9 protein-coding genes are annotated in these 12,821 nt (G+C 56.8%); 3 read left to right on the forward strand and 6 right to left on the reverse strand.

The annotated features are described in order from the left end of the window. Nucleotides 1-6 precede the first annotated feature (6 nt). Nucleotides 7-993 carry an aldo/keto reductase gene (locus CPJ18_RS05925; RefSeq protein ID WP_103657411.1) on the forward strand — a complete coding sequence of 329 codons (987 nt, stop codon included), beginning with the start codon at nt 7-9 and terminating at the stop codon, nt 991-993. A gap of 208 nt (nt 994-1,201) precedes the next feature. On the opposite strand, the gene CPJ18_RS05930 is transcribed toward CPJ18_RS05925, so the two are convergent. From CPJ18_RS05930 to CPJ18_RS05955, 6 genes are all read right to left on the reverse strand, one after another. Next, a complete protein-coding gene (locus CPJ18_RS05930) occupies nt 1,202-2,011 on the reverse strand; it encodes an ATP-binding cassette domain-containing protein (protein WP_077107410.1) in 810 nt (269 codons plus the stop codon). A 14-nt stretch (nt 2,012-2,025) separates the two neighbouring features. Beyond that, on the reverse strand, nt 2,026-4,014 hold the full coding sequence (gene fhuB, locus CPJ18_RS05935) for a Fe(3+)-hydroxamate ABC transporter permease FhuB (protein ID WP_103657412.1): 1,989 nt from the start codon (nt 4,012-4,014) through the stop codon (nt 2,026-2,028). After that, nucleotides 4,011-4,898 carry an ABC transporter substrate-binding protein gene (locus tag CPJ18_RS05940; protein ID WP_245445341.1) on the reverse strand — a complete coding sequence of 296 codons (888 nt, stop codon included), beginning with the start codon at nt 4,896-4,898 and terminating at the stop codon, nt 4,011-4,013. The genes fhuB and CPJ18_RS05940 overlap by 4 nt, the downstream gene beginning before the upstream one ends. A gap of 4 nt (nt 4,899-4,902) precedes the next feature. Then, a complete protein-coding gene (locus CPJ18_RS05945; RefSeq protein WP_245445342.1) occupies nt 4,903-7,347 on the reverse strand; it encodes a TonB-dependent siderophore receptor in 2,445 nt (814 codons plus the stop codon). A 101-nt stretch (nt 7,348-7,448) separates the two neighbouring features. Continuing rightward, nucleotides 7,449-8,390: a FecR family protein gene (locus CPJ18_RS05950; protein ID WP_103657414.1), complete on the reverse strand. Its 942-nt coding sequence runs from the start codon at nt 8,388-8,390 to the stop codon at nt 7,449-7,451. Between the two features lie 31 nt (nt 8,391-8,421). Beyond that, entirely contained in the window at nt 8,422-8,934 is a 513-nt protein-coding gene (locus CPJ18_RS05955) for an RNA polymerase sigma factor (RefSeq protein WP_077107404.1), read from the reverse strand. A 263-nt stretch (nt 8,935-9,197) separates the two neighbouring features. On the opposite strand from CPJ18_RS05955, the gene CPJ18_RS05960 reads away from it, so the two are divergent. Then, entirely contained in the window at nt 9,198-10,718 is a 1,521-nt protein-coding gene (locus CPJ18_RS05960; RefSeq protein WP_103657415.1) for a hypothetical protein, read from the forward strand. Nucleotides 10,719-11,057: 339 nt separating this feature from the next. Next, entirely contained in the window at nt 11,058-12,659 is a 1,602-nt protein-coding gene (locus tag CPJ18_RS05965) for an inorganic phosphate transporter (protein WP_103657416.1), read from the forward strand. The last annotated feature ends 162 nt before the right edge of the window (nt 12,660-12,821 follow it).

Here is a 12,821-nt window from a genome sequence, read left to right on the forward strand (position 1 = left end):
ATACACATGAACTATAGAGAATTTGGCACGACGGGACGTTTGGTCTCGGAAATCGGCTTCGGTGCCTGGGCGATAGGCGGTTCGTGGGGCGATGTTTCCGAAGCGGATGCGCGCGCAGCGCTGAACGCTGCCTTGGATGCAGGAACGACATTTATCGACACCGCCGATGTTTACGGTGACGGGCGATCAGAGCGGATCATTGCTCATGTTCTGAAGGAACGTGGCGGTGAAAGGCCATTCGTTGCCACGAAAGCAGGACGTCGCCTGTCGCCGCACGTATCCGCGGGTTACAACAAAGAGAACTTGACCTCGTTTGTCGACAGGTCACTCAAGAACCTCGAAACGGACTGCCTGGACCTCCTTCAACTCCATTGCCCGCCAACGGGGGTGTACTATCGCCCCGATGTTTTCGAAGCACTGGAATCGCTGATCGGGGCAGGAAAGATCAGGAATTACGGTGTCTCCGTCGAGAAAGTTGAAGAAGGCCTCAAGGCGATTGAATATCCAGGCGTGGCGTCAATCCAGATTATCTACAATGTTTTCAGGCAGCGACCAGCCGATCTCTTCTTCCGAGAGGCCAAGCGGAAGGGTGTTGCGGTCGTCGTCCGGGTCCCTCTCGCATCCGGTCTGTTGACTGGGAAGATGAACGCCCAGACGACGTTTGCTGCCGATGACCATCGGGCATTCAATCGCAACGGAGAAGCCTTCGACAAGGGCGAGACATTCTCTGGCGTACCTTACGACGTGGCACTTGAGGTCGTTGAGGATATTAGAAAGCTTGTTCCCGATGACGTGACTATGGCCCAGTTTGCTCTGCGCTGGATTCTCATGAACGAGGCTGTCAGCACGGTCATTCCAGGAGCCAAGAGCGCCGAACAGGCGAATGCCAATGCCTTGGGGAGCAGTATCGCCGAGCTTTCGCCATCAACGATGGAGACAATCAAAACTATCTACGAAAACCGCATTGCTCCTCACGTCCATCAGCTTTGGTAAGCGTTCCAACCTCTTCCCATGAGACCTGCAAGGATTTACCGGTCTCATGGGTGGTGAGCGATCACGGTGTCGAACCAAGTACGCGCATGGTCTTCCAACAAGAAGGGACGCAGCAATATTTCGCTGCGTCGAAGAGTGATGTCGACGGTTCGTATGCCTTTAACTGCATGGATTGCTACTCAAAGCATCCTGCCGACGAGCGGCTGGTTTACCGAGGATATGCCAGCGGTATACCGCTATCAGGATGGCGCATGACCCCCATTTTAGTCTCATAGATTGCTTGCAGTTGATCCGGAGACACGATCTCCTCTGGCCTCCCGCGCGCGATGAGTTTTCCAGAATGAAGTGCCAGGATTTCGTCGCAAAAGCGAGCTGCCATGTTCACGTCATGGAGCACGACGATGGCCCCAAGTCCACGTTCGTCAACCAGTCGGCGAACAAGCGCGAGAATGTCGATCTGGTGGGCGATGTCGAGGGCGGAGGTCGGCTCATCAAGGAGGAGACAGTCGGGGTTTTGCGCAACCAGCATCGCGAGCCATACCCTCTGCCGCTCCCCGCCTGAAAGCGTATCAACGAGGCGGGCGCGATACCGCGCAACGTCGGTCAGCCTCATTGCTTCCTCCACCATCGTTTTGTCCTCCGGGCCAAACCGACCAAGAGCGCCGTGCCATGGATATCGTCCGAGCGCGACGAGCTCACTCACAAGCATCCCTGGGGTATGTGGTGCCTGCTGAGGCAAATAAGCCACCTTACGGGCGAATGGCTTGCTGCCCCATTCATTCAATGATTTGCCATCGAACGAAATCTTGCCAGCAGTGAGTGGATTTTGGCGAGCCAGGAGCTTGACCAATGTCGACTTGCCAGAGCCGTTGTGCCCGATCAGGCCAATAATTCGCCGTGCTGGCAAACTTACTGTCAGTGGTTCGAGCAAAACCCGAGTTCCAACGGAAAAACTGGCCTGTTCTAATTCAAACAGGGGTGCGCTTGAGAAGGTTCTTGTTTTGCTGTCTTCGGATATCTGAACCAAGGCGGTTACCTCTTTGAGAACCTGGAGCTGTGTCTGCCCCGCGAGCGGATCACCCAGAGAGAGTATGGCCCCCCGATAAAGGCGGCGATGACACCTGCGGGAACCTCATATGGAAAGTCAGCAGCCCGTCCCAACCAGTCGGCCGAGATCATCAGCGTTGCGCCGATCGCGCTCGCGGTAAGAAGCGTGCGGATTTGGCCGCGTGCCCCAGCCGCTCTAGCGATGTGCGGTGCCATCATGCCGATGAAGCTTAACGGGCCAACAATGACTGTCGCAGCTCCCGTCAGGACGGCAATGAACAGCAAAAGCATTCGGCGGGATCGCGCCGGATTGAGTCCAAGAGAGCGTGCCGTGCCGTCCCCAAGCGGCAAGACTTCTAGCGGGCGGCGCAAGAGTGGCGAGATAGCCAGCCCGATCAAAACCAACACTGCAGCGATGCTTGCGACGACGCTGGTTGCACGAAAGGTAGGTCCCATAGTCCATGCCAAAATGTAACTTGCCCGCGGATCGCCACTCGCGACAATGAGCGAAATTATCGCCGTCGCGAGCGCACTGATGGCTATGCCGGACAGAAGAACAGGTCCAGGCGCATAGCTTTTCCCTTTTGCCACCGCCAAAATGATCGCAAACGCAACGACTGCACCGACTACGCCGCCAGCGAGCGGCAAAATTGGCGACGCCATTCCTCCGGCGAAGAAGGCTGCGATGATCCCAAGTCCGGCTCCGGCACTGATTCCGAGCCCTTCCGGGCTCGCTATTGGGTTGCGCGTTATCGTTTGTGTGACGGCACCCGCAATGGCCAGCATTGCGCCGGCGCTGGCTGAAGTCAGGACTCGCGGCCATCGACCAGCAAGCAACAGGGATGTTTCCACCCCGCCAGCTGTGAAGCTCTCCGTCAGCGAGAACAATGCGGTAACGGCCGCAATAGCAACACAACCCGCGAGCAAGAAGCCGCCTGCCAGAGGGTTCTCTCTTTGGTTCAAGGTGTTGCTGTTAAGCTGGTCAACGGAGTGGGGTACATGTTTGATGAGCACCAACATCATTATAGCGCCGATGATTGCGGTGGCGGTACCCGTTGGCACCTCACCGACGACCGGCGCTCCAGCAAGCACCAGACTGTCCGCGAGGAGCAGTAGGGCGGAACCAAGTAATCCTCCCCACAGCAATCGTTGGCGCAGCGTTCGAGCGCCAACTATTCGGGCAAGGTTGGTGGCTGCAAGGCCGACAAATGCGATGACGCCGACGCGGGCGACAACAACAGCTGACAGCACGGTTCCAATAAACAGTACCGCAGCGCGCAACCCACCCGGGGATAGTCCGAGGCTACGGGCACGGCTTTCATCAAGACCGAGAATTGAAAGTGGTCGAAAGAAAAGCAGCAGCACCGGTATCAGCACGATCATGCGTAGGGCCAATGCGGTCGCGTTGGAATAGTCATTCTGGATGAGTGAACCACTTCCCCAGATGAACACCCCTCGCAGATATTCGTGGTGGAACAAGGCTAGGATGACGGAGGCCGAGCCGGCGGAAAAACTGATGACCATGCCGCAAAGAAGGAGTGTCAACGGTGCGAAGTTTGACGCCTTACCGAGTCCCGCAACGAGTGCGACAGCGATAAGGCCCCCTGCCAGTCCCGCCATCTCGCGCTGGCCTGCTGTAACAGCAACAGTGGAAAGGGAAACGAGGGTGATCGCCAACTGAGCGCCCGAAAGAATGCCGAGCGTCGAGGGTTCTGCCAACGGGTTTTTCAGGAGCTGCTGAAATATCGCCCCTATGAAAGCAAGCGCGCCACCAGCCAGCAGAGCGACGAGTATCCGGGGAATAATCGAGAAATGGACGTAGATCTGTTCGAACGAAGTCTGATCTGGCTGCCATAAGGTACTTGGAAGGTCGGAGATCGATACATATTGACAAATGGCAATGGCGTGGAGCGCGATCGCTGCCAGTGTGACGATTAAGACGAGGCGCGGCGGGGTGATCAAACGGTTTGTCATGCGATGCCGAGACTCTGCCGCAGAACTTCGGCAAACCGTATCGCTGATGGAAACGCTCCAAATACCCACGTCGGTGGGATCATCGAGACACGACCTTTCCGTACAGCCGGAAGGGCGTTCCACAGCGCGCTTTGCAAAAAAGATCCGGGTGGACCCGGTTCGATAATGACCAGTCTTGCCTCGGGATAGCGGGCGATCGCCTCCAATCCTGCCGTGGCAAAGCCCCAGTTATTGGTCTTGCCATTCCACGCGTTGGCGATGCCGATCCGCTTCAGGACATCATCGAATAAGCCACCCGCGCCGTAGATATCGACAAGCCTATCGTCCGTAAACTTGATGATCAAAAGAGGGCACCCGTCGTAGTCCTTGGAATTGTGGGCTATCGTGTCCAATCTGGCATAGGATCGTTCCAAATAACGTGTCGCGAGCTCTTGCCGGCCAATGCGATGTGCAATTTCGTTCAGGGCGTTTTCCGCTGCTAGCAATGGCTGCCGCGCGGGGCTGTAAAGCGGCATCGCGAGGGTTGGTGCAATCGCGCTGAGACGTTCAGCGGAGATACCATATCCTGCTTGAGACAGAATCAGATCTGGTTTCAGGGCTCTGAGCAGTTCAACGTTCGGCCATGATCTAAGCCCAAGGTCGACTGTGTTGGTCGGGAGTGCAGGGGTCACGACGCGGTCGCCGTAAAGAGGAGCCTCGGCGACGGCGAATGGCTGAAAGTCTAGAGCGAGAAGGCTTTCCGCCCATCCCCAGTCTAACACGGCGAGCTTTTGCGTTCGCGTGCTTGCTATCGCTTCTGCTGACAGGAAAACCGAAGCCAACCCGGCGGTGAATTGCCGCCGTGTCAGCCTGTGGTCACGATGTGGGTGAAGAGCGTCGGACACGATCCTACCAGCTGTACTTGAGAGTAGCGTAGACGGTGCGACCCTCGCCCCAGTAGCATCCCGTGGCTGCAATGCAGGTTGAGACATATTTGCGGTCTAACAGGTTGCTCACATTGAGCGACGCTTTCAGACCTTCCAATTTCGGGTCTGCCTTGCCGAAATCGTAGCGGACGGCGGCATCGAAGACCGTATAAGAGGGGATGTCGAACTTGTTGGCATTGTCGCCAAAGGTCTGACCGGTATAACGCGCGCCACCGCCGAAGCTGAGGCCATCCCAGATGGTTGATGTCTGCAGTGTGTAGTCCAGCCAAAGCGACGCCTGCTGGCGGGGGACAAAGGCAAAGCGATTTCCCTCGTTGCTGGTGTCGGCGACAATCTCGCTGTCGGTGTATGCGTAAGATGCCAAGACGGAGAACGCGTCTGTAAGCTCCGCTTTGCCTTCAAGCTCGACGCCGCGCATTCTGACCTGACCCGTCTGGATGCTTCTGTTCGTATTATTAGGATCTGGGGTTAGAACATTGTCTTGTGTCAGATTGTAAGCGGAAAGAGTAACAAAGCTGTTGCTTCCGTCAGGCTGATATTTGACACCGACCTCGAACTGCTCACCGGTGGTCGGCTTGAAGACGTTGCCACTAGCATCAGTCCCCGCCGGACTAAACGATGTTGAGTAACCAGCATATGGAGAGAGACCGTTGTCAAAATTATAGACGACGCCGGCACGCCAAGTAAACTTGCCATCTCTCTGGTCGAGCTGGCGGCCAGTACTTGACCGGGTCAATGTATCGGTATTTGCCCAATCGTAACGGCCACCGAGAGAGAACACATAATTGTTCCACTCCATTTGATCCTGAGCATAGAGACCAATTTGGCTACGGTTCTGATCGATCCGGGTTGCGATCGGCGGGCGCGCGATCGGGGTCGCACCGTAGACCGGATCAAGACCATTGAACGGAGTGAATATTGGAGAAAGCGCCGACTCTTCGTACCGGCTGCTCTCGTAGGAATAGTCGAGGCCGAACAATGCGGTATGAGCAACGTCGCCCGTTTGGAACTTTCCGATGGCTTGATTGTCCACGGTAACCGCCCGAGCGCTCTCGGGAAAGGCCCAAGCGTAGCGATAGAAGGCGGTCGGGTCGCAGACCGTCGGGCAATAGGGCTGAACACGCTGCGTATCTGTGCCGATATAGGAGTAGCGAAGGTTCTGTCTGATTGTCCAGGTGTCATCGACCTCATGTTCGAACTCGTAACCCACAGATGCCTGATCGCTCTTGTAGTGGTCGTAGCCGGGTTCGCCTGGAAACGCACTGCGCGGCAGTTCTGGATATATGCCGGTATAAAGTGTGCCATTCGCGGGAAGCGCCGGCGCTCCCCCGCCGCCGGGAGAGTCAATATGCTGATAGCTCCCGTAGAACGTCAGCGATGTTCCCTCATCCGGCTTGAAGGTGAATGAAGGCGCAATGTATCCCTTCTTCTCGCGCACATAGTCATATTGGGTATCGGTTAACCGGCCGACGCCGACGATGCGATAGAGAAAACTGTCATCGTCACCAGCACCGCCGCCGAGATCGAACGCTGTCTGTAGACGCTTATCGGTGCCGAACTGCATCTCCACTTCATTGAGAGCGGTTGCGCTTGGCCTTTTTGATACCATATTGATCAGACCACCGGGATCGCCTTGGCCGTAAAGGACCGATGCTGGACCCTTGAGGACTTCGGCGCGCTCGAGGCTGAATGGCTCGACGCGTGGCTGGGCATAGCCGCGAGATCCAAACGGCAGGCGCAGGCCATCCAAATATCGGCTCGGGCGAAACCCACGTATCGTAAACCAGTCATAGCGGGAATCGTCGCCATATTGGCTGATGACGCCTGGCGTGTAGCGAAGCGCCTGGGTCAGCGTGGCCGAACCTTGAGCAGCGATCTGGTCTTTCGTTACAACATTGACAGCCTGTGGAGTGTTTTTAAGTGAGGTGCCGGTCTTGGTCGCTGTGGCACTTTGTGTAGCGATAAACCCGTCTACAGGCCCACGAGCGTTCTCGCCCTGCACAACGATCGGCTCAAGGATTGTCTCGCCAGTCGCACTGCCGCTTGACGGAGAGTTTTGCGGGTTGACCAGAAGGACCGTATTTGCGGTCGTAAATCGGTAGGTCAGGCCCGTGCCCGCGAGAAGGCGTCTCAGCGCGCCCTCGGCCGAGAGATTTCCCGCTGTACCAACGCTGCGCAGATTCGCCGGCAGAGGGCCGTCAAAAGCGACATCGATACCGGTCACCGATGAGAAGCGCACCAGCGCAGCCGACAGAGGCTGACCGGAGATCGCAAACTCGTAGCTCTTGGCAGTCTGAGCACCTGCTCCCGTTGACACGACGACTGCGGTGAAACTGGCGCAGGCCGCCAGCAACATGATACGGTACAGCCTGATGCAAACGCCGCCGACTTGGTTTTTCTGTGTCACTCGTTTTGCCCCCTGCAAACGGACCAATACCCGAGCATTTTCGGGCTTCTAAACAGGGGACGCTTCAGCTTCGAAAAAACCTTGGTCGATTTTCCATTTTTTTATTGCGGATAGATCAACGTCAGCAAAGGTGAGTAGCTCGCAATGCGGATAGGCAGGCCGTTCTCCAGACTTTCCAATATTCGCCCAGCCCTGCGCACGTCCACGATGATACTGATCGGTCGACGGGCCAGAGCCCTGTCCATGACAATCATCTTGCCGTACCGCCACTTTGAAAGGGTAGCAACGACGTCCTCGAATGGAGCCGAGATGAAAACGAGCTTTCCGCCTCGCCACGAAAGTTTCGTTTCAATATCCATCTGTGATGGTGCTGACAGTTTGTCATTCGCGAAGAGCACGGACTGGCCCTCCCGGACTACCCGCTCCTGGCTCGACGAAGAGACCTTTACCGTGTGTTCTGCAACAGCGACGACGATACCTTCCTCATGTATGCCCACAGAAAACTGAGTGCCAAGCGCCGTAGCTCTAAGGTCCCTACAATCAACAGAGAACGGTCGAGCAGCGTCTGAGAGGACGGTGAAAAATGCTTCGCCCTCCTGCAAAATGACTTGTCGTTGGTCCGCCGTGAAATTTAACGATATGGCGCTGCCTGTCGACAGTTCGGCAATCGATCCGTCTGGCAAGGTGAAGCGCGCGGTCTCTCCGACGCCGGTCCGATAATCTGCTTGCTGCCTGAGATATGCATTCGTGCTAAGCCCAGCGGCTGTCAGGATAACAAGCGCTCCGCCTGACTTGAGGATTTTTCGCCGTTTGAGAGAGGTAGGGTCGGATACCTCTGGCAAGGCCGATGCTCCAAGCCACAAGCGTTCCAACTCGGCATAGGCCTTCGCATGGGCCGGGCTTTGTTCGAGCCAAACCCTAAAATTGGCACGGTCGATTGGTGTCGCGCTCTCATCGAGAAGCAGCGCGAACCACTCGGCTGCGCAACGCGAAATCTCTCGGTTATTGTCGGGACAGTGTTCCTGAAGTGAAAAATCCTGCATCCGCCGCCTCATTCTCGGTCGCCGCACGACTTCAGCGCTCGCCGTTGATCTCCACACGCAGCCGATCGAGCGCCACCACCATATGACCGAAGACCGTCTTTGGCGATATTCCGAGTCGTTCGCCGATCTCGACATATGTCAGGCCGTGAATACGCGCGAGCACAAAAACCTGCTGCGCGCGGGCAGGCATGCGTTCAAGTGCGGCCTGAACGCGGAGCAATTCCTGACGGCTGATGGTAGCTGCTTCCGCAGATGGTGCTGGATCACAAATAGATTCGAGGCCTTCGATCCCATCGACAAAGGGCGCGATCTTCCGGCGGCGTTCGTGATCAAGCGCAAGATTGCGGCCGGTAATCATGAAATAGGCTGCCAAGTCGACAACATCGCGTAACAGGCCAGGACGTTCCCAAAAGCGCAGAAAAGTATCCTGAAGGAGGTCGGCAGTGGTGGCCGGGCAGTGGACGCGGCGATAGATGACGCGCGTCAGACGAGAGCGAACGCCCATAAAGGTCTCAAGGATTTCAGGGTGTTTTGCACTTTCCATGAGAACGCTGCTAGCACTGGCGAAGCATCAAATCAAGATAAGATGAATTTCATCATCAAGTTTATGCCGACCTTTGAGGATAGTTTTTTGGTAGCATTTTATTCGAACCCTGATTTGGATCGCAGCTTGTCAGTGATCATCACACATGACGAATGCCATTGTCCCTTTTAGAAGCTTTCGCATTAACCGCTTTGCAGGCTTGACATCGGGTCTGCGGCAATCTCACATGCGCGCCTTCAGGCTGCCTAGGGAGATTTATCGAGATGCGTCACAGGCTTATCACGGCGACGAGCACCATTATTATAGCTTTGACCACGGGGGCATCCGCGGCGGATATCAGCCAGGACGGTGCCAACGACATCCGTGACAATCTCAATCAACTGCTGCCCAAGGATCTCGCCAAGAGTGCCCCTGTTACGGTCACACCGGCCGGGTCGCGCTACGAGATCGTCTATGACTTTGCCAAACTGCTGGCGAAGGTTAAGAAAGAGGATTTCGACATCAAGGGCCTGACGCCCTTCAAAATGTTCGCGACACCGCAGGACAGCGGGCTCTGGGATCTCGAAGGCAAAAATAACCTCAATGTTACCGGCCATTTCACCGGTCCTGACAAGACGCGCTCGGACTTCACCTATTCGGTTGCCGACATGGTGTTTAACTCGGTCTTCGACCCGGCAATCAGCTATTTCCGCTCCGGTGATTTCAGCGCCAAGGAACTGAAATTCACCTCGGCCACCGATACCGAAGTGGTCAATGCCAGCTTCGGCGACATGATCTACAAGTTGAACTCTGCCGAAAGCGCCACTGCCGGCCGCCTCGATTTTGCTGCCAACGGCAAGTTCAGTACCTTTGCGGAGCAGATCAGCGGCAAGGAAATGCCGCCGATCCAGATTTCGGCAGACAGCGTAGATTTTGATGCCAAGGTTAATGGCGTTGCAGCCAAGGACTTGAAGGAAATGGTCCTGTTCGTGCTCGATCACGTCGAGCAGGAGCATCTTACCAAGGATAGCGAGACCAAGTTCAAGGGCATGCTCGACAATGCATTTCCGCTGCTGAGCTCGCTCGAGGAAACCATCAGGCTGAACAACTTCGGCGTCACCAGCGCTGTCGGCAGCGGTGGTGCCAAGTCCTTCGGCTATCACTTCACGGTCGATGGGCCGAGCAACGCAACGCGCATCGGCGTGGCTATGGATGCCGTCGACGTGACGCTCGACAGCGTGCTGGTTCCTGCCGGTTACACCGCCTTCCTGCCGCAGGCGCTCGATATCCAGTTCGGCGTCCCAGGCATGAATTTCGCAGCCCTCGGCGACGAGTTCATGAAGGTGGATTTCACCGAGTCGACCGGCGACAGCGAGACGGCGGGGCAACAGGCTGCCGAAAAGCTCTTCCCGGGCGGTATCCTGAAGGTTGATTTTCCGAAGGTCAGCGCCAAGTCTAGCGTCTATGACGTCGAGGTATCCGGGGAGATGGAAGGCCTCGTCAGCACGCAGACGGACTACAAGGTCAACGCATCGATCGTGGCGCGCGATTACGACAAGACGATTGCGGCCGTGCAGGAACTGGCAAAGACCAACCCGGATATGACCCAGGTGTCGTTCGGACTGATGATGATCAAGGGCTTTGCCAAGGCCGATCCGGATGGCGCGCAGCGCTGGGACGTGGCAGTTGCCAGCGACGGCTCAGTCAGCGTCAACGGCCAGCAGATTAAGGGGCCGGACGAACCTGCCACTGATGAGGCGGCTCCCTCGGATGAGTCAGCACCTTCCGACGATACCAAGCCCTGATTGACCAAGGCCCGCTTTGAAAGCGGGCCTTGGAAGCGTCGCTGGCAAGTTCGGCCGGGACGATATCCCGTCATCCAGCTGTGCTCCAAAGTAAGGATCGCCGACAAATGGCATCTGGAAGAGACGGTCGTCGCGGTCAAGATGCGGTTTCTGCCGCACACCAGTTGCACCAGCTATAAGTCCTGTGCACGCGTGGCACCTTGATTCTCGGGCAATGTAGCTATGCGTTATCTCGGTCCGCAACAGTTGTGAGGCAAGCTTTCGGCATTGCTACGTCCACTGTCATGAAAGGTTCATTCCAGAGTCCTACCAAAATGGAAACGCATCTGGAGCAAGCCAATGGTCGATCTCAGCGCAGGAAAGCTACGAACCGAACCGGTTCCCCACCCCCTCGAAAATTCCGGTGCGGGGAAATGGTTCATCCCCGTCCTCGCGATCGTCATCCTCGGTGGGCTTGCGTATGTGGGCTATGCGCTCGCTCAAGACCTCACCACCGCTGCTGCGGTTCCGTGGCTTCTCCTTGGGCTCGCGCTTTTGATCGCGCTGGGCTTCGAATTCGTGAATGGCTTTCATGATACGGCCAATGCAGTTGCCACTGTGATCTATACGCGCTCGATGCCGGCGGAGTTCGCGGTGATCTGGTCGGGCATTTTCAATTTCCTTGGGGTTCTAACATCAAGCGGCGCGGTCGCTTTCGGCATTCTGGCACTCCTGCCAGTCGAGCTTATCTTGCAGGTTGGCTCAGGATCCGGGCTTGCTATGGTGTTTGCATTGTTGAGCGCTGCGATCATCTGGAACCTCGGCACCTGGTATCTTGGCTTGCCGTCGTCCAGCTCGCATACGCTGATTGGTTCCATTATCGGCGTCGGTCTCGCCAATCAATTCCTGGCCCCGGCAGGCACCGCAACGAGCGGCGTCGACTGGTCGCAAGCCAGCAATATCGGACTGTCGCTGCTTCTGTCACCGCTCATCGGCTTTGGTTTTGCTGCCCTGCTTCTCCTGGCGATGAAGGTGTTTGTGCGCAACCAGGCCCTTTATCAGGAGCCGAAATCCAGCGCCCCACCGCCGCTCTGGATCCGCGGACTGCTGATATTCACTTGCACCGGCGTCAGCTTCGCCCATGGCTCCAACGACGGCCAAAAGGGGATGGGGCTGATTATGCTTATCCTCATCGGCCTGGTCCCGACCGCATTTGCGCTGAACCGGACCCCGGATGTGAATTACCTCGAGGCGTACAAAGCCGCATCGGCACAAGTCGAAACGGCTCTTGGAAAATATGTGAAGCCGGGAGTGACCGTCACGGATGCCAAGGCAGCTGTTGGCGACGCAGTCCGTACAAAAACCTGGAGCGATCAGACCACACCGGCTTTGCAACAGTTCATTCATCAGACGAGCGGCGAAGTCGCAGCCTTTCCGACCCTTGAGGCTGTCCCGAATGAGATGGTTGGCAACGTCCGCAATGACATTTACCTGATCGGCGAAGCGCTGAAGCTGATCGACAAGAAGAAACTCTTGGCCATGGAGGAGGCGGATCTCGCAGCAGTGACCTCCTATCATATGGCCGTCGACAACGCGACGAAGTTCATCCCGACTTGGGTCAAGGTCGCAGTCGCCTTGGCGCTTGGCCTTGGCACGATGATCGGCTGGCGGCGCATCGTTGTAACCGTGGGCGAAAAGATCGGTAAGACCCATCTGACCTACGGGCAGGGGGCGGCCGCGGAAGTCGTCGCCATGGTCACCATTGGTGCCGCCGACCATTTTGGACTGCCGGTGTCCACAACGCATGTGCTTTCATCCGGCGTAGCGGGCACCATGGCGGCCAACGGTTCGGGTTTGCAATTGTCGACCGTTCGCAACATGATGGTCGCGTGGGTGCTGACGCTTCCGGCCTCGATCGCTATTGCCTTCGTGCTTTACGTCATCTTGCGGCAGATTTTCTGAGGGCGAAGGAGATGCCGGATATCAACCGATCGGGCATCTCGCTTTGACGAGCATTCATCCATGCGAAGGGCGTCAGTCTTCGAAAAATAGGCGATACCCGAGTGTGTGCCGGCCACTGGCCCGTCCTTTCCCGGAATGATCCACTCGACGTCGTCCGTGACC

Source organism: Agrobacterium rosae (genome assembly GCF_002915175.1).
In the GTDB taxonomy this organism is placed as follows: domain Bacteria; phylum Pseudomonadota; class Alphaproteobacteria; order Rhizobiales; family Rhizobiaceae; genus Agrobacterium; species Agrobacterium rosae.

Excerpts from the sequence above, each read along its gene's own strand:
- CPJ18_RS05925 (WP_103657411.1), top strand. The coding sequence starts at position 7 with ATGAACTATAGAGAATTTGGCACGACGGGACGTTTGGTCTCGGAAATC.
- fhuB (WP_103657412.1), bottom strand. The coding sequence starts at position 4,014 with ATGACAAACCGTTTGATCACCCCGCCGCGCCTCGTCTTAATCGTCACA.
- CPJ18_RS05950 (WP_103657414.1), bottom strand. The coding sequence starts at position 8,390 with ATGCAGGATTTTTCACTTCAGGAACACTGTCCCGACAATAACCGAGAG.
- CPJ18_RS05955 (WP_077107404.1), bottom strand. The coding sequence starts at position 8,934 with ATGGAAAGTGCAAAACACCCTGAAATCCTTGAGACCTTTATGGGCGTT.
- CPJ18_RS05960 (WP_103657415.1), top strand. The coding sequence starts at position 9,198 with ATGCGTCACAGGCTTATCACGGCGACGAGCACCATTATTATAGCTTTG.
- CPJ18_RS05965 (WP_103657416.1), top strand. The coding sequence starts at position 11,058 with ATGGTCGATCTCAGCGCAGGAAAGCTACGAACCGAACCGGTTCCCCAC.